The following is a 26,097-nucleotide window of genomic DNA, read 5'->3' as shown; positions in this document are numbered from 1 at the left end:
CGGGATCATCCGAGTACGCCCAGTACAAGGACGACCCTCCGCCTTGCGAGCCACGGCACCAGACGCCGCGGCCTGATCCACGAAGATCGACAGGACAGGACCTAGAGGATCACATGCGGCAGAAAGCGGGCGTACTCATCGGTGATCAGCCCCGCCGACTCCCGGATACCGAGCCCGGCCGCCTCGTCCTCCACGACCCAGGCCCCGAGCACCACACGGTTGCCGTCGATCTCCGGCAGCGGCGCCAACTCCTGGTAGCAGCAGGGCTCGTCCCGGATCACGGGCTCCTCCCCGGGCCGGTGCACGGTGACTCCCGCGCCTTCCCGGCCGAGCAGCGGCTTGGCCACATAGCCCGTCGTACGGGCCAGTTCACGAGGACCGTCCAGATAGGAGGGCAGCAGATTCGGATGACCGGGGTAGAGCTCCCAGACCACCGCCAGCAGCGCCTTGTTGGACAGCAGCATCTTCCAGGCGGGTTCGATCCACAGGGTGGAACCGGTGCCGCCGCCGTTGTCCAGCGTGTCCAGCACATGCGGACCGAAGCGGTCGCTGACCAGCCACTCCCACGGGTAGAGCTTGAAACAGGCGCGGATGAAGCCGAGCCTGCGGTCCACGAACCGCCCGGACAGCCCCTGCCAGCCGATGTCCTCCATGGAGATCGACTCGGTGGCCAGCCCCGCCTGTTCGGCCGTCTCCCGCAGATAGGCGACGGTCATCAGATCCTCGCCCAGTTCGTCCCCGGCCGAGTGCGCGAAGTACAGCGGGGTGCCCGGCGGCAGCAGCCCGGCCTGTTTCCGCCAGGCGTCCACCAGCCGTTCGTGCAGCGAGTTCCACTGGTCGGCGCCGGGGAACCGGTCCTCCATCCAGAACCACTGCGCACTGGCCGCCTCCACCAGCGAGGTGGGGGTGTCCGCGTTGTACTCCAGCAGTTTGGGCGCCGCGCCACCCTCGTAGCGGAGGTCGAACCGGCCGTAGACGCTGGGCTGTTCGGCGCGCCGGTGCCAGGACTCGGCGATCAGCCGGGCCAGCCGGGGATCGTCGATACCCAGATCACCGAAGCGGTCGTGCTCCACGATGTGCCCGGCGGCCGCCAGACACATCCCGTGCAGCTCCTCCACGACCTCTTCCAGCGCCTCGACCTCGGGCAGCGAGAAGGAGTAGTAGGCGCTCTCGTCCCAGTAGGGGCGCAGCGAACCGTCCGGGTAGCGGGTCAGCGGATAGATGACCCCCTGCTCCTCGACCGTGGCCTGCCAGCCGGGGCGGGGATCGATCGTATGGCGCTCCACGGATCAGCCGCCGCCCGAACCGGAGCAGCCGAAGCCACCGCGGTCGGCTGCCTGGCTCTTGTCAAAAGTGCCGTAGTCGGCCCAGCGGCCGGTCACATCGGCGTCGTAGTACCAGTCGCCGTCCACACGCTTCTTACCGCGTTTGGTGCCCGTCGAGGAGCCCTGGCAGGCGCTGGAGTCCACGACGCGGTAGCCCTTCATGACGTCGTAACTGTCGCGGTCCACACAGCGTTTGTCCGGTTCGGAACCGCAGGACGTCAGAGCCGCCGCCAGCGCGCCCATACTGCCCAGGATCACCGTGCTCGACCGCAGCCGACGTGGCGTGATGCGCTCCATCGAATGATCTCCCCCGTGGTGTGGACCGCCCACCCTAGAGGGGTTGCCATCACATCCGTACGGCGGGGTGGATCAGGGCAGGACCCGGCACAGCGCCTCGATCGCACCCGAGAAGGCGTGGTCGGGCGGTGTCCCATAGGCGAACACCAGCGCATCCCGCCGCACCGCGCCGGCATCCGGGTGGCGGAAGCGGGCCAGGCCGTGCAGGGCGAGCCCCTGCCAGGCCGCCCCCTGGACGACCGACAGCTCGGTGCCCGGCGGGAGTTCGAGCACCGCGTGCAGTCCGGCCGCGATCCCGGTGACCCGCACCCCCGGGGCGCGTTCGGCCAGCGCCGCCACCACCTGGTCGCGGCGGCGCCGGTAGCGCAGCCGCATCCCGCGCAGATGGCGGTCATAGGCACCGGAGTCGATGAACTCCGCGAGCGTGAGCTGGTCCAGCACGCCCGACTGCCACTCCCCCGTGCCCTTCAGCGCCAGCACCGCGTCCATGAGGTGGTCCGGCACCACCATCCAGGCGATCCGCAGCCCCGGTGCCAGGCTCTTGCTCGCCGTCCCCAGATAGACCACCCGCTCCGGGTCGAGCCCCTGGAGCGCCCCGACCGGCTGGCGGTCGTAGCGGAACTCCCCGTCGTAGTCGTCCTCCAGCACCAGTCCACCGGTCCGGGACGCCCAGTCCACCACCGCGGCCCGCCGGTCGGGGTCCAGCGAGACCCCGGTGGGGAACTGGTGCGCGGGGGTCAGCAGCGCGGTCCCCACCCCCAGCCGGTCCAGCTCCGCCACATCCGCGCCGTGGCCGTCCACCGGCAGCGGCACGGTGTCCAGCCCGGCCCGGCGCATCGCGTTCCAGTGGATGTCCAGCCCGTAGGACTCGACGGCCACCGCGCGTTCCCCGGCCTGTCGCAGCACCCGGCTGAGCACCGCGAGCCCCTGGGTGAACCCCGCGCAGACCACGATCCGTTCGGGCGCCGCCCGCACCCCCCGGGCCCGCGCCAGATAGTCGGCCAGCACCCGGCGCAGTTCGGCCCGGCCCTGCGGCTTCCCGTAGCCGAACGCCTCGTTGGGCGCGCTGGTCAGCGCGCGCCGGGAAGCGGAGAGCCAGGCCGACCGGGGAAAGGAGGCGACATCGGGCGAACCGGGCGTCAGATCGTAGACGGGCCTCGCCGGGGTCTGCGGTGTGCGCGGCGGCGCGGGCTCCGGCGGCACCACCCGCCGGGCCACCCGGGTGCCCGAGCCCTGGCGGGCGGTCAGCCAGCCCTCGGCCACCAGCTCCCCATAGGCGTCGGCCACCGTGTTCCGGGCGATGCCCAGGTCCACCGCGAGCGAACGGGACGAGGGCAGCCGGGTGCCCGGCGCGAGCCGCCCCTCGCGCACGGCGTCCCGCAGCGAGCGGATCAGCGCCGCCCGCACCCCCGTCCCGCCGGGCAGGTCCAGGTGCAGATCCAGGGAAGTGGCCCAGGAATCCTCCATGGGAATGGACCATATCGTTGGGCTACCGGAGTTCTAGCGTGGAGGCCATGACGCACCAGAACAGCCCCCGCATGCAGTTCGTCCACGCCGCGCCCGAGGTCTACAAGGCCATGGTCCAGCTCGACGCGGCGGCCCGGAAGGGCCTGGCCCCGGAGCTCGTCGAACTGGTCAAGATCCGCGCCTCCCAGATCAACCACTGCGCTTTCTGTATCGATATGCACATCAAGGACGCCCGTGCCGCGGGCGAGTCCGAGGAGCGGATCTATCTGCTCAGCGCCTGGGAGGAGGCCGGGGAGACCTACACCCCCCAGGAGCGCGCGGCGCTCGCCCTGACCGAGGCGGTCACCGTCCTGACCGACGGCTTCGTCCCGGACGCGGTCTACGAGCACGCCGCCGCGCACTTCGAGGAGCAGGAACTGGCCCAGCTCATCGCGATGATCCTCACCATCAACGCCTGGAACCGCATCGCGGTGACCACGCGGATGGCCCCCGGCTCCTACACCCCGCGATGACCTTCCGCGCGCTCCACCACCGGGCGACCACGGACGCCCCCCTGATCCTCCCGGGCCCGTGGGACGCGGCCTCGGCCCGCGTCTTCGCCGACGCGGGCTTCGCCGCCCTGGCGACGCCGAGCGCGGGGGTCTCGGCGTCGCTCGGCCACGACGACGGTGACACCCCGCCCGACGAGATGTTCGCCGCGGTGGCGCGGATCGTGCGCGCCGTGGACATCCCGGTCTCGGCCGACATCGAGAGCGGCTACGGACTCGCCCCGGCCGAACTGGCCGAACGCCTCCTGGAGACGGGCGCGGTGGGCTGCAACCTGGAGGACTCGGCCCACGGACGCCTCCTCGACCCGGCGTACCAGGCGGACCGGCTGGCGGCGGTACGGCAGGCGGCGGGACCGGAGCTGTTCCTCAACGCCCGGGTGGACACCTTCGTCCACGGCTCGGGAGACCTGGACGACGCCATCGCCCGCGCACGGCTCTACCTGGCAGCGGGGGCGGACGGCATCTACCCGATCACGGCACCATCAGACGTCCTGCCGAGACTGGCCACAGCGATCAAAGCACCCCTCAACGCGTTGGCGAAGGACCACTCCCCCGCGGAACTCGGCCGGCTCGGCGCGACCCGCGTCACCTTCGGCCCCCGTCTCTTCCGCGAGACGATGGCCGCCGCGCGGGACCTCGTACAACGGCTGGGCCCCGCTCCGTCCACCGGGTGAGGGGGACGCAGCGGGGCCCGGCCGGGAGCGCCCTGAGGTCGAGCCCGGTGCGGAGTCTGCCTACGGCAGCCACTTCTCCCAGGTGGGCTTGTTCTCGTCGACCCACTTCTTCGCGGCCGCGTCCGCGGACATCTTGTCCCCGGCGATCATTCCCGCGACCTCGTTCTGCTGCTCGGTCGTCCACTTGAAGTTCTTCAGGAACTTCGCCGCCTTGCCGCCGTTCTTGGCAAAGTCGGCGTTGAAGTACTTCTGGAGCGGAGTCTTGGGGTACGCGCAGGTGATCTTCTTCGGATCCGCGTCACACCCCGTCTTGTACTCCGGCAGCTTCACCTCGACCATGTCCACCTGGTTGTTCAGCCACTGCGGCGTCCACCAGTAGGTGAGAAACGGCGTCTTGTTCTTCACATTCTGCTTGATCTGGGTGATCTGCGAGGACTCGTTGCCCGCGTAGACCGTCTTGAGGTCCAGCTTCAGGTTCTTGATGATCGCGTCGTCATTGGTGACGTAGTCAGGCGAACCCTCGAGCAGCTGGCCCTTGCCACCGCTTTCGGAAGTCTTGAAGTCCTCCGCGTACTTGTTGAGGTTCTTCCAGTCGGTGACATCGGGGTGCTTGTCCGCGAAGTACTTCGGCACGTACCACCCGATGTGGCCGGTGACGCCGAGGTCGCCGCCCTTCACCACGGTCTTCTTGCCGTTGAGGTACTGCTTCTCCTGCTTGGGGTGGCCCCAGTCCTCGAGGATCCCGTCGATGTCCCCCTTGCTCAGCGCGTCCCAGGCAAGGACCTCGCCCATCTGCTTGGTGTGGACCTTGTAGCCGAGCTCCTTCTCCAGGATGTACTTGGCCACGGCAACGTTGGCCTCCGCGCCGACCCAGGAAGGAACCGTCAGCGTCACGGCCTTGTCGCCGCCCACTTCGTTCTTTTTGCCTGTGTCCGCGGCACCGCACGCGCTCAGCGCGACCAGGCCGACGGCTCCGGTGGCGGCGACGAGAGTTCTGCGAACCCGCTTGCTGTTCATCATGACGAATATGTTCCTTTTCTTCGGGGGTGTGGCACGAGGGTGACGGCATCGGCCGTACTGTTCACGGGACCGGACCTCAGCTCTCCTTGCGGGTAGCGGCGGTGGGCTGTGTGACCCGGTCGAGTACCAGGCCGAGACAGACGATGGCTGCACCGGCCACCAGTCCCACTCCGAGTTCTCCACGCGCGAGGCCGAAGACCACGTCGTATCCGAGAGCGCCACCGCCGACCAGACCACCGACGACGACCACGGCGAGGACCAGCACCACGCCCTGGTTGACGGCGACGAGTAGCGCGGGCCGGGCCAGTGGCAACTGCACCTGACGCAGTTGCTGGGCTCCGCTGGCTCCCATGGAGCGGGCGGCTTCGAGCGCCGCCGGGTCGACCTCCTTGATGCCCTGGGTGGTGATACGGACGACGGCGGGCAGCGCGTAGGCCACCGCCGCGGTGATCGCCGCGACGCGGCCGACGCCCATCAGCGCCACGACCGGGATGAGATAGACGAACTGCGGCAGTGTCTGCAACACATCGAGCACCAGCCGCAGCCAGCGTTCCACCCATCCGACCCGGGCCGCGAGAATGCCGATCGCGAAGCCCAGCAAGAGGGTCAGCGCGAGGCCCACGAGCACCTGCGAAAGCGTGTCCAGCGTCTTCGGCCAGACACCCAGCACACCGACGGCCGCCATGGCCAGGACGGCAGTGAGCGCGGTGCCCCAGGTGCCGACCAGCAGTGCGAGAACAGCGACCAGCAGCAGCAACAGCCACCACGGGGCGTCCAGCAGACCGTCACGGAGCGGGTTGATCATCCACTCGGTGATGTGGTCGGCCCAGACCTTGGTGCCGCCCAGGACGGGTACGTCCTGGTAGAGGTTGTTGGTGATCCACTCCTGGAACTTGTTGACGGGCGTGGAGATCTCGTACACCCAGGCTTCCGGCCACAGCGTCGCCCCGGCCAGCCGGCCGGCCACGGCCGCCACCACAGCACCGGCCGTCACCAGCGCCCAGGCCCGCCAGCCGTGCAACAGCCGCCGGGCCCCGGTCGCTTCGGCCGCCGCGGTCGCGCCGAACCGTTCACCCGCGGCCGCGGTCGTACGGTCCAGCCAGACGGCGATCAGGACGATCGGCAGACCCGCGGCGAGTGCCTTGCCGACATCCGTCGTCGACAGCGCGGTGAACACCTCCTCGCCCAGACCGCCCGCACCGACGATGGACGCAATGACCACCATCGACAGCGCCATCATGATCGTCTGGTTGAGCCCGAGGAGCATCTGCTTACGGGCCAGCGGCAGTCGAGCGGTCAGCAGGCGCTGCCAGAAGCTCGCCCCCAGCGAGGACGACGCCTCCAGCACGGCCGGGTCGGCACCCCGCAGACCGAGCGCCGTGAGCCGGGTCATCGGCGGCACGGCGTAGATGACCGTCGAGAACAGCGCGGCCGGTGTGCCGGGGCCGAAGATCAGCACCATGGGCAGCAGGTAGGAGAAGGCCGGCATCACCTGCATGGTGTCCAGCACGGGCCGCAACATCCGGTTGAAGCGCTCGGACAGACCGGCGGCGAGCCCGAGCAGCGCGCCGAGAACGGCCGAAACGGCTACCGCCACCACCATCAGCGCGAGGGTGATCATGGTGGGGTCCCACATCCCGAGCAGTCCGCAGACGGCGAACGCTCCGAGCGTGATGCCCGCGACCTTCAGACCGGCCCGGCCGAGGCCCCCGGCCCGCCAGGCGAAGAGAACGGCGGTGGCGGTGACCCCGATCCAGCCCAGCGAGTCCAGCAGGTTGTAGACGGCGTCGACCGAGTCCGTGGCGGCGTTGCTGAAGTACAGCAGGAAGTACAGGAACAGGGGGTGGGTGTCACGGTTGTCGATGATCCACTGGTTCACGGAGTCCAGCGGCGCCTTGACATCGTGACTGAGCTCGCTCGGCCAGGCGCCACTGCCCCACAGCACCGCGGCGATGGGTATCAGCACCGCGGCGAGGGCGGTGAGAGGCACCAGCTTGCGCCCGAGAGGGTGGGTCAGCAGCGCCTTGAGCCCTCCGGCCCGTCGGGGCGCGCCGTCCGGATCTCTCTTCTCGAGGGACGTCTTGTCGGGGGCGGTGGTGGTCACGCTCATGCTGGGACCACCCCTGCCTCCACCCCCGCGACCACGGCGAGCAGTCGCTGATGGTCGACGATGCCGATACAACGGCCGTTCTCGACCACCCGGACCGGGCCACCGCTGCGGGCGGCCACCTCGATCGCCTCGGCCACGGTCACACCGGGGGCCACGGAGGCACCATCGGTGGCCTCGTCGCCGTTCGCGGGCCGCATCGCCTTGCGCACGGTGATGACCTGCTCACGCGGCACATCGCGGACGAAGTCCCGTACGTAGTCGTCGGCCGGGGAGTCGACGATCTCCTCGGGGGTGCCGAGCTGGACGATCCCGCCGTCGCGCATCAGCGCGATCCGGTCGCCGAGCCGCAGCGCCTCGCTGAGGTCGTGGGTGATGAAGACCATCGTGCGGCCCTCTTCGCGGTGCAGGCGGATGACCTCCTCCTGCATGTCCCGCCGGATGAGCGGGTCCAGCGCGCTGAACGGCTCGTCGAACAGCAGCACCTCGGGGTCGACCGCGAGGGCGCGGGCGAGTCCGACACGCTGTTGCTGACCGCCGGAGAGCTGGCCGGGGCGGCGGCGTTCCAGACCGGTGAGGCCGACCTTCTCGATCACCTTGGCGGCCCTGGCGCGACGTTCGGCCTTGCCCACGCCCTGGATCTCCAGACCGTAGGCGACGTTGTCCAGTACGGACCGGTGCGGCAGCAGCCCGAAGTGCTGGAACACCATGGCGGCACGGTGGCGGCGCAGATCGCGCAGCCGGTTCCTGTCCATGCCGAGCACGTCCTCGCCGTCGATGCTCAGCTCACCGGCGGTGGGCTCGATCAGCCGGGTCAGACAGCGCACCAGCGTGGACTTGCCGGAGCCGGAGAGCCCCATGACCACGAAGACCTCGCCCGGCTGCACGTCGAAGGAGACGTCGCGGACGGCGGCGGTGCAGCCGGTGCGGGCGCGGAGTTCCTCGGCCGAGAGACCGGCCTCGGCCGAGCCGGGTATCCGGTCGGCCTTGGGTCCGAAGACCTTCCACAGGCCACGGACGGAGAACACCGGCGCCTTGCCGTTGTTCTCGGACTTCTCAGGGGTCTCGGGGGTCTCGGGGACCAGGGTCGCGGACATCAGGCGTCACCTCCGGGAGCGGGTTGCGTAGCTCGGTCCCGGGAACGGTGCCGGTCCTGGGTGAGCAGTTCGGCGCACTTCTCGCCCACCATCAGAACGCCGATCATCGGGTTCACCGCGGGCATGGTGGGGAACACGGACGCGTCGGCGATACGTACGCCGTGCAGTCCGCGGATCGTCAGGTCGGGGCCGACCACGGCCTGTTCGTCCGTGGTGGCGCCCATGCGGCAGGTGCCCGCCGGGTGGTACACGGTGTGCGCGACCTTACGGGCGTACTCGCTGATCTCCTCGTCCGAGGTGACCTCCGGGCCGGGGCAGACCTCACGCTTCAGCCAGCCCGCCAGCGGCTCGGTCTTGGCGATCTCACGGGCGATCCGGATGCCGTCGACCAGGGTGCGGCCGTCGTAGTCCTCCTCGTCCGTGAAGTAGCGGAAGTCCAGCGCGGGCTTCACGGCCGGGTCGGCGCTGGTGAGGTAGAGCCGGCCGCGGCTGCGCGGCTTGGGGATGTTGGGGGTCATCGACACCCCGTGCTCGGGCTTCTCGTAGCCCAGCCGCTCGGGGTTGTCGGTGAACGGGATCTGGTAGAAGTGGAACATCAGGTCCGGGCCCCGGGAGTCGGGGTCGCGCCGGACGAACAGACCCGCGTCGGAGTCCATCGCGGAGTTGTCCGGGATGGGGCCGTCCGTCTCCCACACGATCACCGACTCGGGATGGTCGAGCAGGTTCTCGCCGACGCCCGGCAGATCGTGGACCACCGGGATGCCCAGCGCCTCCAGATCGGCCTTGGGACCGATACCGGAGTGCATCAGCAGCCGGGGGGTGTCCACCGCGCCCGCGCAGACCAGCACCTCGCGCGACGCCTCGATCAGCAGTTCCTCGCCGTCCTTGGTGCGCACCCGCACCCCGGTGGCGTGGCCGGTCTCGTCCAGCTCCAGCCGGTACGCCCAGGTCTCCAGCATCAGGTGCAGATTGGGCCGGTCCAGGAAGGGGTGCAGATAGGCGACCGACGCCGAGGAGCGCTTGTTGTTCTCCGGGTGGTAGGCGAGGTCGAAGAAGCCGACGCCCTCGTGGAAGGGCTTCTTGTTGAAGCCCTCCACCCGCGGCACCCCGGCGGCGGCCTGGGCGGCCTCCACGAAGTCACGCGCGATGGCGTTCCGGTCCTTCTCGTCCACGGCGACGATGTTGTTGCGCAGCCGGTCGAAGTACGGGTCCATGGACGTGGCGTCCCAGCCCTCGGCACCGGCCTCGGCCCACTCGTCCCAGTCGCCCGGCAGCGGCTTGAAGGAGATCAGGGTGTTGTGCGAGGAGCACCCGCCGAGCACCCGCGCCCGGCTGTGCCGGATGTGGGAGTTGCCGCGCGGCTGCTCGGTGGTGGGGTAGTCGTAGTCGAGGTCGCCGCCGAGCAGCCCCAGCCAGCGGCGCAGGGTGAGCACATCGGGGCGGTCGATGTCGGTGGGACCGCCCTCGATGACGGCGACGCGGATGTCCGGGTCCTCCGTGAGCCGGGAGGCGATCACCGACCCTGCGGTGCCGCCGCCGATGACGACGTAGTCATAGCCTTCAGGTACGGACATGGTGGGGGTTACTCCTCGCGGTCTTGCAGGGGCCCGCGACGGCGCGGGCCATGGGGCTGACGCCCCGGGTGGGGACGGATCACGGTGCGGACCGCCGGCGCCTCACCGGGCGCGGCCGGACCGCGGCCCGGGGGGCGGGCCGGGTCCGGCACGGTCCGGGAGGGACGCCGGCGGTGAGGTGTCAGCCGCCGAACCAGCGCACCGGGCTGGGCCGCAGGTTCTCGTAGACATGCTTGGACTCCCGGTATTCGGCCAGCCCGGACGGGCCGAGCTCACGCCCGACACCGGACTTGCCGAACCCGCCCCATTCGGCCTGCGGGAGGTAGGGGTGGTAGTCGTTGATCCACACGGTGCCGTGCCGCAGTCGGGCGGCGACGCGGCGGGCCCGTGCGGTGTCGGCGGACCAGACGGCGCCGGCGAGTCCGTACTCCGTGTCATTGGCGAGTGTGACGGCCTCGTCCTCGGTCTGGAAGGACTCGACCGTCAAAATCGGCCCAAACGTTTCCTCGCGCACCACGCGCATCTCGCGGTGGCACTGGTCGAGGATGGTCGGCAGGTAGAAGTAGCCGGTGGCGGGACGGACCGAGGAGGGCTCGGGCTGCTTGCCGCCGCAACGCAGCAGCGCGCCTTCCTCCAGGGCGGAGGCGACATACGTCTCGGTCTTGTCCAGCTGCTGGGCGGAGACCAGGGGGCCGCATTCGACACCCTCCTCGGTGCCCCGGCCCAGCTTGATCTTCTCGGCGCGACGGGCCAGCTCGGCCACGAAGCGCTCCCGCACCGACTCCTCGATGATCAGCCGGGCACCGGCGGAGCAGACCTGGCCGCTGTGGATGAACGCGGCGTTCAGCGCCTGGTCGACGGCGGTGTCGAAGCCCTCGGCGGTGGAGCAGGCGTCGGCGAAGACGACATTGGGGTTCTTGCCGCCGAGCTCCAGGGCGACCTTCTTCACGGTCGGCGCGGCGGCCTGGGCCACCTTGGTGCCGCTGACCAGACCACCGGTGAAGGACACCAGGTCCACATCCGGGTGCTCGGACAGCCGGGCGCCCACGGGGTCACCGGCGCCGGTCACCAGGTTGGCCACACCGGCCGGCAGCCCGGCCTCGACCAGCAGCTTCACCAGGTGGACGGTGGACAGCGGGGTCACTTCACTGGGCTTGATCACGAAGGTGTTGCCCGCCGCCAGCGCGGGGGCCACCTTCCAGCTCGCCTGGAGCAGCGGATAGTTCCAGGGGGTGATCATCGCGCAGACACCGACCGGCTCATGGACCACGACGCTGTGCACATCGGGGGTGCCGGCGTCCACCACGCGCCCGGCGGCCTCGCCCGTGACCTGGTCGGCGAAGTAGCGGAAGGCGTTGGTCACGTCATCGACGTCGACCCGGCCCTCCTCGAGGGTCTTGCCGGTGTCCCGGCTCTCGATGAGCGCGATGGTCTCCCGGTCGCGCTGGAGCAGATCGGCCACGCGGCGCAGCAGCGCGGCCCGCTCGGCCACCGGGGTACCGGGCCAGGGGCCCTCGTCGAAGGCGCGGCGCGCGGCGGCGATGGCCGCGTCGGTGTCTTCGGCGCCACCCTCGGCCACTACGGCGAGGGTCTTGGCGTCCGCGGGGTCGAGGACCTCCCGCTGCGCGCCGGATGCGGCCGTCCGCCACACCCCGTCCACATGAATGGTCTCGACTGACGACACGTCGTTCTGCCTTCCGGTTCTGCGGTCTTTCCCGCTGGCCACGCCAGCAACAAGGACCCCTAACCCAATGGGGCGAACGTATGCCCACTTCGTGAAGGAAAGTGGTGGGGCTCACGTCACTTGAGGTGGCGGTCCGGTCACTGGGTCGTGCAGTAGGCCGTGGGACAGAAGGTGTCCAGGGCCGCCTGGTGGACCTCTTGCTCATTCGCCCGGTCCCCGGACGGGCCGATGACCAGCACCGCGTACATCGTGCCGCTGGGCGCGGCGAAGCGGCGGTCCATGATCCGCCGATGGCCCTCGCTCTTGCTCTGGTAGGTGTACTCCAGCTCCGCCGGGTCCATGGCGGCGGTGCCGAGCGGCGCCAGGGTGACCTGCTCGTAGCCGCGGTGGCGGGAGGCCAGCCGCTCCGCCTCCTGGGCCGACGCGTACGGGGTGGCCTCGGGGCCGTGCAGCTCGAAGACCTGGATCATCGTGCTGTCGTCGGGTGAGGTGTAGAAGACGCTGACGCCCTCGACGGAGCGCAGCCAGCCGTCCGGGACGGCGAGGTGGAATCCGGCCGGATCGCTCTGGGTGCTGTAGCCCGCGGGCGGGGCACCGCCGGTCAGCGAGGGGGACGACGGGTCGCCGAACGGGGTGGCCGACGGTGAGGGCACCCCGGGCAGATCCGTGGGCACATCGGTGGCCGACCCGGTGGGCGCCTCGGTCCAGGGATCGGAGGTGGGCACACTGTCGGTCGTCGGGACGTCCGTGGGCGTGGAGGGGCTCTCGCTCACCCCCGGCAGTGGACCGGCCCGGTATCCGGTGTCCCCGTCGTCGCCGAACGCCACCCAGCCGGAGAACGCAGCCCCGACGGTCAGGAAGATCGCCACGGCCAGCGCCTGGTACACCCGGCGGGTCTCGGCGCCCGGCACCGGCGGAGGGGATGGCGGCGGCGCCGGTGCCCACTGCGGCGCACCGTCCGCGAGTGTGTCATCCCACTGCCATGCGGCCTCCTGGCGCTGCTCCTCGCCATCCGGCCACTGCTGCCGGTCGCCCGGCCCCCCGTGCTCCATGAACGCCCCCCATAGCGGAACTCTTCTGGCGATAAGGCGAGTTAGCCGACATACGGAGAACCCAGTATGAGGGACATCGCCTCGTCTGCCACCGTCTCGATCCCGGATACTTCGCCGGATACTCACTGGATGCGCCCCACCGCACCGGACGCGGCCGACCACACCGGACGCGGGCAACCGCCCGTGGCACCGCCCGCCCTACGGCTCCGATCCCGCCGGGCAGTACGCGGTGGGGCAGAAGGCGTCGAGCACGATCTCCTGCCGCTTCCGCTGCTCAGGCCAGTCCGCGGCCGGGCCCGCGATCAGCACCGCGTACTGCACTCCGTTCTCCCCGGAGAAGGCACGGTCGAGGATGCGGCGCTGACCGTACTTCTCGCTGCGATAGCCGTATTCGAGCTCGGCGTCCGCCCCGTCGCCGGGGCCGAGCCGCTCCAGCCGGTAGCGGTGGTAGCCGGGGTTCTTGCGCAGTCCCGTCTCCGCCTGGCTCAGCGCCTCATACGGGGTGATCTTGGGCTCGGTCAGCGCGAAGACCTGGATCAGACCGCTGGCGTCGGACGATTCGTAGAACACGCCCGTATCGCGCTTCTCCCGCTGCCAGCCCACCGGGACATCGAGGGTGAAGCCCTCCGGGTCCCGGGTGCGCACATAGCCCGCGGGTGCCTCACCGCCCGCACCCGAGGAGGCCGAAGGCACCACGGACTGCGGCGACGAGGGCACCGGGGACGACGGAGAGGACGGAGTGGACGCAGCGGACGACGGGGGCGGCACCCCGTCCCCGTTCGGCCACTCCGCGCTCGCGGTGGAACCACTCCGGGCCGGTTCACCGTCACCGTCACCGTCCAGCAACTTCCAGACGCCGAAACCGATCCCGCCGGTCAGCAGGACCGCGAGCACCGACAGCAGCACCACGCCCTGATGGGGCCAGGGCGGTCGGCGGCGCGGGGCCGACGGCCCCGCGCCCTCCCCCACCCAGCGCTGTGTCTCCTCGTCCCAGCGGGGGCCGTGCCCGCCACCCGGGGTGGTCATCTCAACCGCCCAGCAGCACGCCGACCGCCTGCCCCACGGCGACGCCCGACGCGAGCATGCCGATGCTGGCGCTGGCGTCCTGGAGCAGGGCACGCACCCGGGCCAGCCGCCCGACCCCGGCCCGGCCGGTGCGCTGGATCTCGTCCTGGGCGGTGGCCAGTTCATTGGACAGGGCCTGGACCTCCGGTCCGGGGACCATCCGCTCCAGATCGGCGGCGAGCTGCCGGACCGCCTCCAGCAGCTCCTCATACGCCGGGTCGCATGCCATCTCGCTCTGCGGCGCGTTCACGATGCGATTGTGGTCGCCGAAGCTGACCGTGCTGCCGCGGACACCGCCGATGCGGATGTCCCCGAACTTCCGCCCGCCGCCCCCGCCGGCCCCGCCGTTCGTCGGGCCGTGCTCACCGTCCGTGTCAGCCGTCGTCATGGCCGCCTCCCGCTCCATTGCGTGGGGTGTTGCTGATGGTGTTGTTGTCGCCGAAGCTGAGGGCACTGTTCTCGGCGGACTCGATGAAGATGCCGCCGCCGCTGACATTGATGACCTTCTGCTCGAACTCGCCGGTCTCCCAGCCGGCTTCGGCCAGCGCCTGCCGGACGCCATTGGCCACCCGGTCCTCGACGCTCTTCAGATAGCGGCTGACGTCCATCTCCTGGAACAGCGAGGCTCCGGTGTCACTGCCCAGCTCACGCACCGACGCCCAGGGGCCGTCGGGGATCGCGGCGTCATAACCGCCCGCGTACATCCGCCAGAGGAAGGCGAGCGACTGGAAGAGGCTGATCAGCGACCGGCCCGCCGCCGTGGGGGTGCGGGCCAGCGCCCAGACCGCCTTGCCCGGCATCCCGCCCCGGCGGTGGGAGTCGGAGATCCGGTCGACCGCGCGGAAGGCCGGGCGGATCGGGCGCAGCACATGGGGCGCGAACTCCAGCATCAGCATGCCGCCCTGGGTGTGCACCCGGACGAAGACGGTGACCACGACCTCTTCCCGCCACGCCCCGACCCGGACCCGCAGGAAGTGGCGCCGGATCTCCCCGCCCTCCTCGACAGCCTCGGCCCGCTCCCGGGCGAACTCCGCCTCGCCGTACGGCACCAGGGACCTGCTGCGCAGACCGGTGGCCTTGAGGAACACGCACTCGTCCAGCTCCAGACCGCGCAGCCGGTCACGGACCGCGCCGTCCTGCGGGGCATGGCCGGCGGACGGTGTGCGCAGCGCCTCGACCAGCGGGCGGATCCGCTCCAGGATCACGCGGTTGTCCAGCGGTACGGCCGTGGCGCCCTCGCGCGGGCGCAGCTCCACGGCGAGGGTCCAGGTGGCATGGGCGGTGCCGGCGCCGAGGAAGGGGTGCTGATCGTGGTAGAGGATCGCCGGTGCGTGCTGCTCGCGCCGGATCAGGGCGCGCACCCGCTGGAAGCGGGCGCCGTCGAACCGCTCGGCCGGGTCCCTGCCGGGGTCGGCGAAGGTCGTCTGATCCAGCTCGGTGGCCAGCACCCGGGCGATGTGCTCCCGGTGCCAGGCGACCGCACCGGCCATCGCGGCGGGGATCAGCAGCGCGAACCAGGCCGCGGTGGGATCCGCCCCGGCCAGCAGCGGCGGCGGCAGCGCGACGCTCAGCGCGGTCGGGTCCGCGTCATCGGCGAGGGCCAGCTCAAGGGCAGCGGCCACATAGGAGACCAGCGTGAGCCATCCGGCCACCCGCAGGACCGCGGCCAGCCGCCGCCGGTAGAGCCCGACCCGGTCGGCCCCCGGATAGTCGGCGCGGAACGGGCCGGAGGCGCCGCCCCTGGCCCAGGAGGCCATCAGCAGCAGCGCGCTGGACAGCAGGAAGGCGTAGAAGAAGCCCTTGGCGAGCAGGAAGTCCATCAGCCATAACGCCGCCAGCAGCGCCGTCCAGCCCGCCTCCACCCGGCGGGCACGCAGTGCGTGGGCGAGCACCCGGGCCGCGTCGACCCCGAGGGACGGCGCCACGGAGCGCTCCTCGTGGACATACAGCTCGTCCACGACGGCATCCCGGAAGTCGTCGTCGAGATAGGTGCCCGCGCACAGCAGCCGGGTGGCCTCACTGCTGGTGTGGGGTGAGGATGACGAGGGAACGGGGCGCACGGGCTCCGGCCGCGGACGCGGCGGACGTACGGCGTGATCGGCGCGACTGTCCCTGGCCATGCTCTCCCCCCGAGGCCGGCGTCAACTCCTCCCACGGTAGGGGAGGATGAGCCGACTTCACAGGGAATGGCCGAAGGGTCACACTCCGGAGTGAATACCGGAGTGTGAACCTTCGGATGACTGCCCGACGGAGAACGGACGCCGCTCAGGCGTCAGATGAGGCCGAGACCGCGCACCGCCTCGCGCTCCTCCTCGAGCTCCTTGACGGAGGCGTCGATCCGGGTGCGCGAGAACTCGTTGATGTCCAGGCCCTGGACGATCTCGAACGCGCCGTCCTTCGCGGTGACCGGGAAGGAGGAGATCAGGCCCTCCGGCACACCGTAGGAACCGTCGGAGACCACACCGGCGGAGGTCCAGTCACCGGCGTCGGTGCCGTTCACCCAGGTGTGGACGTGGTCGATGGCCGCGTTGGCGGCGGAGGCGGCCGAGGACGCACCGCGCGCCTCGATGATCGCCGCACCGCGCTTGGCGACGGTCGGGATGAAGGTGTCGGCCAGCCACTGCTCGTCGCTGACGACCTCGGCGGCATTCTTGCCCGCGACCTCGGCGTGGAAGACGTCCGGGTACTGGGTGGCGGAGTGGTTGCCCCAGATCGTCAGCTTGGTGATCTCGGCGACCGGCACCCCGGTCTTCTTCGAGAGCTGCGACAGGGCGCGGTTGTGGTCCAGCCGGGTCATCGCGGTGAAGCGCTCGGCCGGTACGTCCGGGGCGGCGGCCTGCGCGATGAGCGCGTTGGTGTTGGCCGGGTTGCCGACCACGAGGACCTTGATGTCGTCCGCGGCGTGGTCGTTGATGGCCTTGCCCTGCGGCTTGAAGATGCCGCCGTTGGCCTCGAGCAGGTCGCCCCGCTCCATGCCCTTGGTGCGCGGACGGGCGCCCACGAGCAGGGCCACGTTGGCGCCGTCGAAGGCCACGTTCGGGTCATCGGAGATGTCGATGCCGCGCAGCAGCGGGAAGGCGCAGTCGTCGAGCTCCATCGCGGTGCCCTCGGCGGCCTTCAGTCCCTGTGGGATCTCCAGGAGACGCAGCGCGACCGGCACGTCCGGGCCGAGCAGCTGACCGGAGGCGATACGGAAGAGCAGCGCGTAGCCGATCTGGCCTGCCGCGCCGGTGACGGTGACATTGACGGGAGTGCGGGTCATGGCGGTCTCCTGCGCTGTGTTTTCTGTCAAGATCTCTTGGTGTCGAGATACCTGCGTCAGGCTATCGGACGGCATCATGGGCCCGGTCTCCCGGGCCACTGTGTCACCGCTCACCGCTCACACGCCTGGGCGGCCGCCTGCCAGGAGGGGGAGTGCAGGCGGCCGCCCATAGCCGCACCCGTGGGGGGGTCGGCGTGCGTCTGCCCCCATTCCCGAGGGTCATTCCCCCTGAATCAAAAATCGTCCGGACGAGTTCCGAAGAGCCCTCTCACCCGTTCGCGGTACGGTCCGTGCAGCCACGCTTTCCGCTGGTCAGCGTGGCGCAGGCGGTGGCCTGCGCAGTGGTCTCCACCGGAACCATCCGCGTGTACGCGTCGCCGTCGGCGTCGACCTCGCCCCGCTGACCGGCCCCCGCGCCACCGCCGGGGGCGGTGACCCGTATCTCGTCGCCGGGGGCCGCCCGGGTGATCCGGGCCCAGGCCGCGCCGCAGGTCTCGCTGTAGCGGACCTCGACGTAGGCGGTGCCCACCGTGAGGTTGGCGGAGGTCGTCGCCTTCGCGCCGCCGCAGCCCATGTCCTCCGGGTCCTTGCCCGCGCAGCCCTTCCCCGCGCACTTCACCCCGCGCGGCAGGCTGGGCGCGGTGGTGGCCGGGGCGGTCTTCGGGGCCGCCGCCGGTTTCCCGTCGTCGCCGCCCGTGCCGACCAGCGCCACGGCCCCGGCGGCGAGCAGCAGCGAGCCCACGACGCCCCCGGCGAACAGCGCGATCCGGCGCCGCCCGCCCTTCTTCCCCTCGGCGGGCGCGTCCGGATGCGCGGCGGGGGGCGGGGCAGCGGGCGGCGTGGCGGCAGGAGCCGTGACGGGCACGGGGGACGCCGGAGCCGCGGGGGCCGTGGCAGCGGCCGCGGCGGTGGCGGTGGCGGCCGGAGCGGTGGGCAGCAGCGGCTGCTCCGGTCCGGGCAGTTCGACGGACCGCCCCGTGCGCTCCGTCCGCGCGGGCCCGTCGGCACGCCGGCCGTTCTTCCCGCCTCTCCCCTTCTTCTCCTCCTCCGGCGCGAACTCCTCGATGGCGGCGCGCGCCTGGGCGACGCTGATGGCCTCCATCGTCACGTCGTGCCGGTTCTCGGAGCGGCTCCAGGACCTTTCCGCCAACTCCCACAGGGTGATGAGGTGATGGGTCCCGGCGCCGGTGGCCTCCGCCAGCGCCTCCACCGCGCGCTGCGGCGGCAGCAGCCGTCCGTTGAGGTACCGCTCCCAGGAAGTCTTGCTGTAGCCGGTGCGGTCGGCGACGGTCACCACGCTCAATCCGCTGCGGTCGACGATCCTGCGCAGCTGACCGGTGAACTCCCGCACCTGCGGGTCAAGTTCTTCCGGAAGCTCCCTCCAGCGAGGCATGGCCTCCCCCTGTTCCCCCCGTGTAGATCCGGTGAATCTTCTCCAGGATGTCAGTTCCTCCGCCGGGGGCGCATAGCGGCTTTGGATATAAGCCGAACGCGCTCCTGCGCCCCAGCTCATCGTTGCGCAGCCGAGAACTCGTACCGGAATGGTCACCTCCGCGCCACAGGCTGCCAACGTCCATTGATCCCGCACAGCCGACACACAACGCTGAGGTCCATGCGGTCCGTCCTTCCTCGGGGGAGAGGGCGGACCGTCGCCGGGTCGAGAAGACCCGGCCCACAGCCGAACGGCGGCCCGTCCTCCCACGGGGGAGAGGACGGGCCGCCGTTCGTCCGGGGCAGCTCCTGAGAGCGCGTCAACCCGGCTAACGCACCGTGAACTAGCGCACCGTGAAGTGGACCAGATCCTCCAGGAACGGAATCGTCACCCAGGGATGCGGCTGGGCCATCAGGGACAGCAGCACGATCACCGCGCCCAGCAGCCCGTACGTCAGCATGTCGGTGAAGCGCGACCGCACCGCGAGCATCCCGACCTCCGGCAGCGCCCACCGCAGTACCGCGCCCGCCAGCAGTGCGAGCCCGATCACCAGGGTGCCCGCCCGGAAGGCGTCCAGGGCGACGATCATCAACCCCAGGCCGACCCCGCCCATCACCGTGAGCAGCGGCCACTGGCGCACCGGCGCCGGAGCGCCGCCGGACGCCGCCCGGCCACCGCCCTCCGGACGCGCGGTGTCCCGGGTGATCAGCGGGAAACGCCGTGACTTCCGGACGGGCGGCCCGGTCTGCGGCTCACCCGCCGCCGGTTCGCTCGCCTCAGCCGTCATGACCGGCTCCGCCGTCGGCCGCCCCCGCCGCGCGCTCGGCGGCCTCCACCACGTTCACCAGGAGCTGGGCGCGGGTCATCGGGCCCACTCCGCCGGGGTTCGGCGAGATCCACGCCGCCACCTCGGACACCCCGGGGTGCACATCTCCGGCGATCTTGCCGTGCTCGTCCCGGCTGACACCCACGTCCAGCACTGCGGCGCCCGGCTTGACGTCCTCCGGCTTGACCAGGTGCCGCACCCCGGCCGCCGCCACGATGATGTCGGCCTGACGCAGCACCGAGGGCAGATCACGGGTACCGGTGTGGCACAGCGTGACCGTGGCGTTCTCGGAGCGCCGGGTCAGCAGCAGCCCGATCGAGCGGCCGACGGTGATCCCGCGGCCCACGACCACCACATGCGCGCCCTTGATCTCCACACCGTGGTGGCGCAGCAGCTGGATGACGCCCTGGGGGGTGCACGGCAGCGGTCCGGGCTCGTTCAGCACCAGCCGGCCGAGGTTCATCGGGTGCAGTCCGTCGGCGTCCTTGGCGGGGTCCATCAGTTCCAGGACACGGTTGGTGTCGATGCCCTTGGGCAGCGGGAGCTGGACGATGTACCCGGTGCACTCCGGGTCCTCGTTCAGCTCGCGGACCACCGCCTCGATCTCCTCCTGGGTGGCGGTCTCCGGCAGATCACGCCGGATGGAGGCGATACCCACCTCGGCGCAGTCGCGGTGCTTGCCCGCCACGTACCACTTGCTGCCGGGGTCCTCGCCGACCAGCACCGTCCCCAGTCCGGGGTGGATGCCCTGCGCCTTCAGCGCCTCCACGCGAGCGACGAGGTCGGACTTGATCGCGGCTGCGGTTGCCTTGCCATCGAGAATCTGGGCGGTCATGTCTTTCATCCTCCCGGATGCGGGGACGTCGGATCCAATCAGGTGCGGCGGGGCCGCGCAAAGACTCGGTCGCGGCCCGGGCCGCGCAAAGGCCGCACCCCCGGACCCGGGGGTGCGGCCTGGTGGTGACGTACGACTCAGTGGAAGAAGTGGCGGGTGCCGGTGAAGTACATGGTCACGCCCGCCTTCGCGGCGGCCTCCACGACCTGCTCGTCACGGACCGAACCGCCCGGCTGCACCACGGCGCGGACCCCGGCGCGGGCCAGCACCTCGAAGCCGTCCGGGAAGGGGAAGAAGGCGTCGGAGGCGGCGTACGCACCGCGCGCCCGCTCCTCCCCCGCCCGCTCCACGGCCAGCTTCGCCGAGTCGACCCGGTTGACCTGGCCCATCCCGACGCCGACCGTGGCGCCCTCCTTGGACAGCAGGATCGCGTTGGACTTCACGGCGCGGCAGGCGCGCCAGGCGAAGGACAGCTCGGCCAGGCCGTCGGCGTCCAGCGCCGCACCGGTGGCCAGCGTCCAGTGCGCCGGGTCGTCGCCCTCGGCCTGGAACCGGTCCTTGGCCTGGACCAGCGCACCGCCCTCGACCGGGCGCTCCTCGACGGTCGCCTCGGGGGCGTCCGCGCAGCGCAGCACGCGGATGTTCTTCTTGCGGGCCAGCACCTCGACCGCGCCGTCCTCGTAGTCCGGCGCCACGATGACCTCGGTGAAGATCTCGGCGACCTGCTCGGCCATGGCGACCGACACCGGGCGGTTGACCGCGATGACCCCGCCGAAGGCCGACAGCGGGTCACAGGCGTGCGCCTTGCGGTGCGCCTCGGCGACGTCCGCGCCGACCGCGATGCCGCAGGGGTTGGCGTGCTTGATGATCGCGACGCACGGGGCGGCGTGGTCATGGGCGGCGCGCCGGGCGGCCTCGGTGTCGACGTAGTTGTTGTACGACATCTCCTTGCCGTGGAGCTGCTCCGCGTGCGCCAGGCCCTTGCCGGAGCCGTCGGAGTAGAGCGCGGCGGCCTGGTGCGGGTTCTCGCCGTAGCGCAGCACATTGGCGCGGGTGACGGTGGCGCCCAGGAACTCGGGGAAGCCGGAGTCGTCGGCGGCGGCGTAGTCACGGGCGAACCAGTTGGCCACCGCCACGTCGTACGCGGCGGTGTGCTGGAACGCCTCGGCGGCCAGCCGCTTGCGCCCGTCGAGGTCGAAGCCGCCGTCGGCGACGGCCTTCAGCACCTCGTCGTACCGCCCGGGGTTGACGACCACGGCCACGGACGGGTGGTTCTTGGCGGCGGCGCGCACCATGGACGGCCCGCCGATGTCGATCTGCTCGACGCACTCGTCGGGCGACGCGCCCGAGGCGACGGTCTCGCGGAACGGGTAGAGGTTGACGATCACCAGCTCGAACGGCTCCACGCCCAGCTCGCCGAGCTGCTCGCGGTGCGCCTCCAGGCGCTGGTCGGCCAGGATGCCCGCGTGGACCCGCGGATGCAGCGTCTTGACGCGGCCGTCCAGACACTCCGGGAAGCCGGTCAGCTCCTCGACCTTGGTGACCGGGACGCCCGCGGCGGCGATCTTCGCGGCCGTCGAGCCGGTGGAGACGAGCTGGACACCCGCCGTGTGCAGCCCGCGGGCCAGCTCCTCGAGCCCCGTCTTGTCGTAGACGCTGACCAGCGCGCGGCGGATGGGCCGCTTCGTACCTTCGGCGGTCACGGGATCCTTACCTTTCGTCCCTCAATGCGGTAGCCGTGACGCGCCAGACGCCCCACGACCTCGACGAGCAGCGAACGCTCGACTTCCTTGATCCGCTCATGCAGAGCGGACTCGTCGTCCTCGTCCCGGACCTCGACCACGCCCTGGGCGATGATCGGGCCGGTGTCGACGCCGTCGTCGACGAAGTGGACGGTGCAGCCGGTCACCCGCACACCGTGCGCGAGGGCGTCGCGCACACCGTGGGCACCGGGAAAGCTGGGCAGCAGCGCGGGGTGGGTGTTGACACAGCGGCCGCCGAACCGGGCGAGGAATTCCTTGCCCAGGATCTTCATGAACCCCGCCGAGACCACGAGGTCGGGCTCGTACCCGGCGGTGGCCCCGGCCAGCGCGGCGTCCCACTCGTCCCGGCTGCCGTGGTCCTTGACCCGGCACACGAAGGTGGGGATCCCGGCGCGCTCGGCACGCTCAAGACCCACGATGTCCTCGCGGTCGGCGCCGACGGCCACCACCTCGGCGCCGTAGGAGTCCACCCCCTCCGCGGCGATGGCGTCGAGCAGCGCCTGGAGGTTCGTACCGGAACCGGAGACGAGTACGACGAGACGGGCGGGGCGCCCGGGGCGGGCGGAGGAAGGCGGGGAGGCCACGGCGTGGATCTTTCTCGCGGGCGGTGCTGCCATTTGTGTGGTCGTACAAGGTCATGGGCTCGCGAATTCCGGGGAACTCTACGAAGCCGCCGACCGTCAGCAACGATACCGGCACACGAAGCGGCCCCCGGGGGACGGGGGCGGGCACGGGAGGTAGCGTCTGGACTGCGAATCCAACTGACGCCGTGGGAACGACCCTCGCGCCCGCGCCGCCGGACCGCCCGGCATCCGCCGGTCGCGGATCAGGTGTGCAGGACGACGACACAAGGGGAAGACACACTCCAGATGCCGGACCGACGCCGCCGCGCGGCTCATCGCCTCACTCCGACTCCCGCCTCGACCGGGGGGCGGCGATGAGGCACGCCCGCACGTCGCGTACGACGCCGCTGATGCATGAGCAGCAGTCGCCGTCCTCCTCACCCCCGCCCTCGCCCCACGGCCCCTCCGGGGACCCCTCCCGGGGCGGTTCCGCCGGGACCCCGTCCGGTGGTCAGGGCGGCGGCCCCGAGGACAATCCGTTCGCACCGCCGCCGGAGGACCGGCCGGACCAGCCCTGGCAGCCCCGCCACCACCCGGACGGCGGCAACGGCCGGGACGGCTCCGAGGACGGGCAGAACGGCCAGGACGGGCAGAACGGCCAGGACGGCCAGCAGCCCCCGGCCTGGGGCAGCCAGTGGAGCAGCCGCCAGCCCGGCCGCCAGGGCGGCGGCTTCGGCGGCCTCCCCGGCGCCAACCGGCCGGCCGGCCCCACCCAGAACAACCCCCGCTGGGACCCCACCGACCCGGCCCAGCGCCGCGCCCGGTACGCCCTGCTCTCGGGCATGTGGGGGTTCTTCTTCGCCCTCTTCAGCCTGCCGCAGATCGCACTGCTGCTCGGCGCGCTGGCCCTGTTCTGGGGCATCAGCTCGCTGCGGGCCAAGCCGCGCCGCCCGGCGCCGTCCCCGGTGCCCGCGCAGGCCGCGCTGAACGCACCGCCCCCGCCGCCCGGCGCCACCCCGGCCCGGCTGCCCGCGCCCGGCTCCACCGGGTCGAAGCCGCAGTCCACGGCGGCGATCAGCGGTCTGGTGACGGGCGGACTCGCGCTCGCCATCGTGGCCGCGACCTTCAGCCTCCAGCTCGTCTACAAGGACTACTACACCTGTGTGGACGACGCCCTGACCCAGACCTCCCGCACACAATGCGAGAACCTGCTGCCCGAGCAGCTGCGTCCGCTGCTCAGCACCGAGGACTGACCCCAGGGCCACGACCGACGACGACACGGCCCGGCAGGCGCTCACCGCCTGCCGGGCCGTGCGTATGTCCTGGCCGCCGTCCTGGCCGCGCCGCTACGCGTCCCGCGCGCCGTCGTCACCGGCCTCCGGCGACGCCGCCGTGGACTCGCTCCCGGCGGCGCCCGACCCGCCCGACTCCACCGGCGCGGTGGACGGCTCCGCCGCCACGGACGCGGTGGGCTTGCGCCAGGAGGTCAGCCGACGGCGCGGATGCGGAGCCGTACCGAGGGCCGGCCGGTCCGCCTCCGGGCCACCGTCCGGGGCACCGTTCCTGCTGCCGTTGGCCCCGCCCGCGCCGGGACGCCCATTGGCCGCCCCGGCGCCCTTCCCGGCGGAGCTCCCGTTCGCGACCGCGGAGCCCGTCCCGGCCGAGGACCCGTTCGCGGCCGGTGCACCGTTCCTGATGGAGCTCCCGTCGACCGCCGGGGCACCGTTCGTGCCCGAGGCACCGCCCTTGCCGGACGCCCCGCTCGCCGCCGGGGCGCCGTCCGTACCGGTCACCGGCGCCGTCGTGGGCCCGGCGGGGTCCTGGGCGGTGCGCGCACCGGTCTCTGCCGCGCCCCCGGCGCGCACCCGCTTCCGCCGACGGGCCGACCCGGCACGCGCGCCCGGGCGGAGCCACTGCCACCACGGCTCGGCCATCGCCTTGCGCAGATCGATGTCGTCCATGGGCGACGCCGGCCGCGGACGCGCCGCCGCCCTCGCCGCCGCCTCCGCGTGCTCGGCCTCGCGCTCGGCCTTCCGGGCGGCCCGCTCCGAGGCGCGTGCCTGGCGCTTCCGCGTCCGCAGCTCCGCGCTCGCGACCCGGGCCGCCTTCCACTCGTCCCAGGTCATCCACGTCGGGACGTACAGCCGGAACCAGCGCACCACCAGCGCGCCCGGCACTCCGAACAGCACCGTCCAGCCGAGCGTGGTCCCGCCCGTACGCCACCAGCTCGGGCCCAGGTCGGCGAGGATGCCGACGCCGAGCGGACCGCCGGAGACGGCGGCCAGCAGCGCCATCGCGGCCGAACAGCCCAGCGCGGCCAGCGTGGCCAGCAGTGTGGTCTCGGTGAGCGTCCAGGAGGGCCGGTCACCGCGGCCCAGCCGGCGCGCCGACGCGATCCCGATGAAGAGGGCGAGCGACATCCCCGCGGTGACCCCGGTCATCCAGACCAGCGGGACGCCGGACCCGTCGTCGGGCAGGGCGGCGACGAGGGGGAAGTCCGGCAGCTTCGGGGTCGAGGTGACCCCGAGCGGGGCGATCACACTGCCGCCGCCGGCCGCGAACCCGGCACCGACCCCGTACGCGGCGCCCCAGACGATCGCGTTCGGCAGCAGCGCCAGGCTCACCAGCAGCACCGCGAACCGCCCGGACCACACATCGCTGAGCTGGAGGAACGCAAGCTGGGCGGCGCCGGAGTGACTGAGCATCGAGGTGGCGGTGAGCAGCGCGCCACAGCCCATCAGCACCACCAGGGAGCTGGCCCCGGCCCGGAGCGCGGCCATCAGCGGACGGCGTCGGCACCAGCTACGGCCGCGCACCCACACCAGGGCGCGCACGGCACGGTCGGCGCCCCGGACCCGCAGGAGCGGGGCCTTGAACCGGGTGGGGAGCCGCACCGGGAACCGCCCGTCGGCCACCCACACCCCGAGGGCCGCGACGGTGCCGACGACCACCGGCAGGTGGAGCACCGCGCTGACCACATCGACGTGCAGCGGGCCGGACGCGGCGTAGAGCGCGGCCGCCAGGCCCACCAGCAGATAGCCGCCGCTCACCCACGCGAAGGCGGTGCGCGGATCCCCGGCGGACTCCTCGGACACCCACTGTCCGTCGCCGTCAGGGGTCTCCTGCTGGTAGACGGCGTGCTGTGCGGCGCGGTAGAGCATCCAGCACGGCACCAGGCCGATCAGCAGCGGGAGCAGTCCGATGGGCATCGAGTGCCCGGACAGCGTCTCGGTACGGACGAGGTCCGCGCCGTGGCCGAGCAGCCATAGATCGGCGGCGACGTGCAGGGCCCCGTCGGGGCTGCTCGCCGGGGACGGAGAGGTGATCCACAACAGGAGGACGGCCACGGAGAACGCGCCCAGGCCGAGCCCCGCGGCGACCACCCCGCCGAGGAAGGCCTCCCGGGCGGCGGAGGGACGCTGGAGCGCGGCGCGGCCGCGTGAGGACAACGTCGGGCTGCGATCGGTCGTCTGGGTCACGACGACCATGCTGCCAATAACAGCCCT

Annotated in this window: 22 protein-coding genes; 3 read left to right on the top strand and 19 right to left on the bottom strand. The window is 71.7% G+C overall.

Going from position 1 to position 26,097, the window contains the following annotated elements:
* Nucleotides 1-101: 101 nt before the first annotated feature.
* The 3 genes from NMK44_RS18650 to pdxR all read right to left on the bottom strand — a co-directional run bounded on the left by NMK44_RS18650 (nt 102) and on the right by pdxR (nt 3,089).
* Nucleotides 102-1,286: a glutathionylspermidine synthase family protein gene (locus tag NMK44_RS18650; RefSeq protein ID WP_254744464.1), complete on the bottom strand. Its 1,185-nt coding sequence runs from the start codon at nt 1,284-1,286 to the stop codon at nt 102-104.
* Between the two features lie 3 nt (nt 1,287-1,289).
* A complete protein-coding gene (locus tag NMK44_RS18645; protein ID WP_254744462.1) occupies nt 1,290-1,622 on the bottom strand; it encodes a hypothetical protein in 333 nt (110 codons plus the stop codon).
* A 72-nt stretch (nt 1,623-1,694) separates the two neighbouring features.
* Nucleotides 1,695-3,089, bottom strand: a complete 1,395-nt coding sequence (gene pdxR, locus NMK44_RS18640; RefSeq protein WP_254744460.1) for a MocR-like pyridoxine biosynthesis transcription factor PdxR — start codon at nt 3,087-3,089, stop codon at nt 1,695-1,697.
* A 47-nt stretch (nt 3,090-3,136) separates the two neighbouring features.
* Between pdxR and NMK44_RS18635 the strand changes: the two genes are divergently transcribed.
* Both NMK44_RS18635 and NMK44_RS18630 read left to right on the top strand, forming a co-directional pair.
* Nucleotides 3,137-3,601, top strand: coding sequence for a carboxymuconolactone decarboxylase family protein (locus tag NMK44_RS18635; protein ID WP_254744458.1), 465 nt, complete (start codon nt 3,137-3,139; stop codon nt 3,599-3,601).
* Nucleotides 3,598-4,311, top strand: a complete 714-nt coding sequence (locus tag NMK44_RS18630) for an isocitrate lyase/PEP mutase family protein (RefSeq protein WP_254744456.1) — start codon at nt 3,598-3,600, stop codon at nt 4,309-4,311. The genes NMK44_RS18635 and NMK44_RS18630 overlap by 4 nt, the downstream gene beginning before the upstream one ends.
* Nucleotides 4,312-4,371: 60 nt before the next feature.
* On the opposite strand, the gene NMK44_RS18625 is transcribed toward NMK44_RS18630, so the two are convergent.
* The 15 genes from NMK44_RS18625 to purN form a co-directional block, all read right to left on the bottom strand.
* The gene (locus NMK44_RS18625) at nt 4,372-5,328 is read right to left on the bottom strand and encodes an ABC transporter substrate-binding protein (RefSeq protein WP_254744657.1); all 957 of its coding nucleotides are present in this window, start codon (nt 5,326-5,328) and stop codon (nt 4,372-4,374) included.
* Nucleotides 5,329-5,407: 79 nt separating this feature from the next.
* Nucleotides 5,408-7,441, bottom strand: coding sequence for an ABC transporter permease subunit (locus NMK44_RS18620; RefSeq protein ID WP_254744454.1), 2,034 nt, complete (start codon nt 7,439-7,441; stop codon nt 5,408-5,410).
* On the bottom strand, nt 7,438-8,535 hold the full coding sequence (locus tag NMK44_RS18615; RefSeq protein ID WP_254744452.1) for a quaternary amine ABC transporter ATP-binding protein: 1,098 nt from the start codon (nt 8,533-8,535) through the stop codon (nt 7,438-7,440). The genes NMK44_RS18620 and NMK44_RS18615 overlap by 4 nt, the downstream gene beginning before the upstream one ends.
* Nucleotides 8,535-10,109 (bottom strand): GMC family oxidoreductase, encoded by a 1,575-nt coding sequence (locus NMK44_RS18610; protein ID WP_254744450.1) that lies wholly within the window; start codon nt 10,107-10,109, stop codon nt 8,535-8,537. The genes NMK44_RS18615 and NMK44_RS18610 overlap by 1 nt, the downstream gene beginning before the upstream one ends.
* 181 nt (nt 10,110-10,290) lie before the next feature.
* On the bottom strand, nt 10,291-11,793 hold the full coding sequence (locus tag NMK44_RS18605; RefSeq protein ID WP_254744448.1) for an aldehyde dehydrogenase family protein: 1,503 nt from the start codon (nt 11,791-11,793) through the stop codon (nt 10,291-10,293).
* 137 nt (nt 11,794-11,930) lie between these two features.
* A complete protein-coding gene (locus NMK44_RS18600; protein ID WP_254744446.1) occupies nt 11,931-12,845 on the bottom strand; it encodes a serine/threonine kinase C-terminal domain-containing protein in 915 nt (304 codons plus the stop codon).
* Nucleotides 12,846-13,043: 198 nt separating this feature from the next.
* A complete protein-coding gene (locus tag NMK44_RS18595) occupies nt 13,044-13,871 on the bottom strand; it encodes a serine/threonine kinase C-terminal domain-containing protein (RefSeq protein ID WP_254744444.1) in 828 nt (275 codons plus the stop codon).
* Between the two features lies 1 nt (nt 13,872).
* A complete protein-coding gene (locus tag NMK44_RS18590) occupies nt 13,873-14,298 on the bottom strand; it encodes a hypothetical protein (RefSeq protein WP_254744442.1) in 426 nt (141 codons plus the stop codon).
* Nucleotides 14,285-16,030, bottom strand: a complete 1,746-nt coding sequence (locus NMK44_RS18585; RefSeq protein ID WP_254744440.1) for an AbeC-like domain-containing protein — start codon at nt 16,028-16,030, stop codon at nt 14,285-14,287. Before NMK44_RS18585 ends, NMK44_RS18590 begins: the two co-directional genes overlap by 14 nt.
* 152 nt (nt 16,031-16,182) lie before the next feature.
* On the bottom strand, nt 16,183-17,172 hold the full coding sequence (locus NMK44_RS18580; protein WP_254744438.1) for a malate dehydrogenase: 990 nt from the start codon (nt 17,170-17,172) through the stop codon (nt 16,183-16,185).
* A gap of 268 nt (nt 17,173-17,440) precedes the next feature.
* The gene (locus NMK44_RS18575) at nt 17,441-18,565 is read right to left on the bottom strand and encodes a helix-turn-helix domain-containing protein (protein ID WP_254744436.1); all 1,125 of its coding nucleotides are present in this window, start codon (nt 18,563-18,565) and stop codon (nt 17,441-17,443) included.
* Between the two features lie 382 nt (nt 18,566-18,947).
* Nucleotides 18,948-19,391: a DUF3017 domain-containing protein gene (locus NMK44_RS18570; protein WP_254744434.1), complete on the bottom strand. Its 444-nt coding sequence runs from the start codon at nt 19,389-19,391 to the stop codon at nt 18,948-18,950.
* Nucleotides 19,381-20,265 (bottom strand): bifunctional methylenetetrahydrofolate dehydrogenase/methenyltetrahydrofolate cyclohydrolase, encoded by an 885-nt coding sequence (locus NMK44_RS18565; protein WP_254744432.1) that lies wholly within the window; start codon nt 20,263-20,265, stop codon nt 19,381-19,383. The genes NMK44_RS18570 and NMK44_RS18565 overlap by 11 nt, the downstream gene beginning before the upstream one ends.
* 137 nt (nt 20,266-20,402) lie before the next feature.
* Complete coding sequence (gene purH, locus NMK44_RS18560) at nt 20,403-21,968, bottom strand: bifunctional phosphoribosylaminoimidazolecarboxamide formyltransferase/IMP cyclohydrolase (RefSeq protein WP_254744430.1); 1,566 nt, start codon at nt 21,966-21,968, stop codon at nt 20,403-20,405.
* The gene (gene purN / locus NMK44_RS18555) at nt 21,965-22,645 is read right to left on the bottom strand and encodes a phosphoribosylglycinamide formyltransferase (RefSeq protein WP_254744428.1); all 681 of its coding nucleotides are present in this window, start codon (nt 22,643-22,645) and stop codon (nt 21,965-21,967) included. Before purN ends, purH begins: the two co-directional genes overlap by 4 nt.
* A 356-nt stretch (nt 22,646-23,001) precedes the next feature.
* Here purN and NMK44_RS18550 point away from each other — a divergent pair, with 356 nt between their 5' ends.
* Nucleotides 23,002-23,844, top strand: coding sequence for a hypothetical protein (locus NMK44_RS18550; protein ID WP_308358473.1), 843 nt, complete (start codon nt 23,002-23,004; stop codon nt 23,842-23,844).
* A gap of 93 nt (nt 23,845-23,937) precedes the next feature.
* Here the strand turns inward: NMK44_RS18550 and NMK44_RS18545 are convergent, their stop codons facing one another.
* Nucleotides 23,938-26,070, bottom strand: a complete 2,133-nt coding sequence (locus tag NMK44_RS18545) for a cell division protein PerM (protein ID WP_254744424.1) — start codon at nt 26,068-26,070, stop codon at nt 23,938-23,940.
* Nucleotides 26,071-26,097: the final 27 nt, after the last annotated feature.

The sequence above is a fragment of the Streptomyces cucumeris genome (genome assembly GCF_024295805.1).
GTDB lineage: Bacteria > Actinomycetota > Actinomycetes > Streptomycetales > Streptomycetaceae > Streptomyces > Streptomyces cucumeris.
This window is presented reverse-complemented; position numbering and strand designations above follow the sequence as displayed.

Coding starts and splice junctions, on each gene's coding strand:
- NMK44_RS18630 (WP_254744456.1), top strand. CDS start 3,598: ATGACCTTCCGCGCGCTCCACCACCGGGCGACCACGGACGCCCCCCTG.
- pdxR (WP_254744460.1), bottom strand. CDS start 3,089: ATGGAGGATTCCTGGGCCACTTCCCTGGATCTGCACCTGGACCTGCCC.
- NMK44_RS18600 (WP_254744446.1), bottom strand. CDS start 12,845: ATGGAGCACGGGGGGCCGGGCGACCGGCAGCAGTGGCCGGATGGCGAG.
- NMK44_RS18615 (WP_254744452.1), bottom strand. CDS start 8,535: ATGTCCGCGACCCTGGTCCCCGAGACCCCCGAGACCCCTGAGAAGTCC.
- NMK44_RS18550 (WP_308358473.1), top strand. CDS start 23,002: ATGCATGAGCAGCAGTCGCCGTCCTCCTCACCCCCGCCCTCGCCCCAC.
- NMK44_RS18620 (WP_254744454.1), bottom strand. CDS start 7,441: ATGAGCGTGACCACCACCGCCCCCGACAAGACGTCCCTCGAGAAGAGA.
- NMK44_RS18565 (WP_254744432.1), bottom strand. CDS start 20,265: ATGACCGCCCAGATTCTCGATGGCAAGGCAACCGCAGCCGCGATCAAG.
- NMK44_RS18590 (WP_254744442.1), bottom strand. CDS start 14,298: ATGACGACGGCTGACACGGACGGTGAGCACGGCCCGACGAACGGCGGG.
- NMK44_RS18580 (WP_254744438.1), bottom strand. CDS start 17,172: ATGACCCGCACTCCCGTCAATGTCACCGTCACCGGCGCGGCAGGCCAG.
- NMK44_RS18610 (WP_254744450.1), bottom strand. CDS start 10,109: ATGTCCGTACCTGAAGGCTATGACTACGTCGTCATCGGCGGCGGCACC.
- NMK44_RS18645 (WP_254744462.1), bottom strand. CDS start 1,622: ATGGAGCGCATCACGCCACGTCGGCTGCGGTCGAGCACGGTGATCCTG.
- purN (WP_254744428.1), bottom strand. CDS start 22,645: ATGGCAGCACCGCCCGCGAGAAAGATCCACGCCGTGGCCTCCCCGCCT.
- NMK44_RS18585 (WP_254744440.1), bottom strand. CDS start 16,030: ATGGCCAGGGACAGTCGCGCCGATCACGCCGTACGTCCGCCGCGTCCG.
- NMK44_RS18575 (WP_254744436.1), bottom strand. CDS start 18,565: ATGCCTCGCTGGAGGGAGCTTCCGGAAGAACTTGACCCGCAGGTGCGG.
- NMK44_RS18570 (WP_254744434.1), bottom strand. CDS start 19,391: ATGACGGCTGAGGCGAGCGAACCGGCGGCGGGTGAGCCGCAGACCGGG.
- NMK44_RS18635 (WP_254744458.1), top strand. CDS start 3,137: ATGACGCACCAGAACAGCCCCCGCATGCAGTTCGTCCACGCCGCGCCC.
- NMK44_RS18625 (WP_254744657.1), bottom strand. CDS start 5,328: ATGAACAGCAAGCGGGTTCGCAGAACTCTCGTCGCCGCCACCGGAGCC.
- NMK44_RS18595 (WP_254744444.1), bottom strand. CDS start 13,871: ATGACCACCCCGGGTGGCGGGCACGGCCCCCGCTGGGACGAGGAGACA.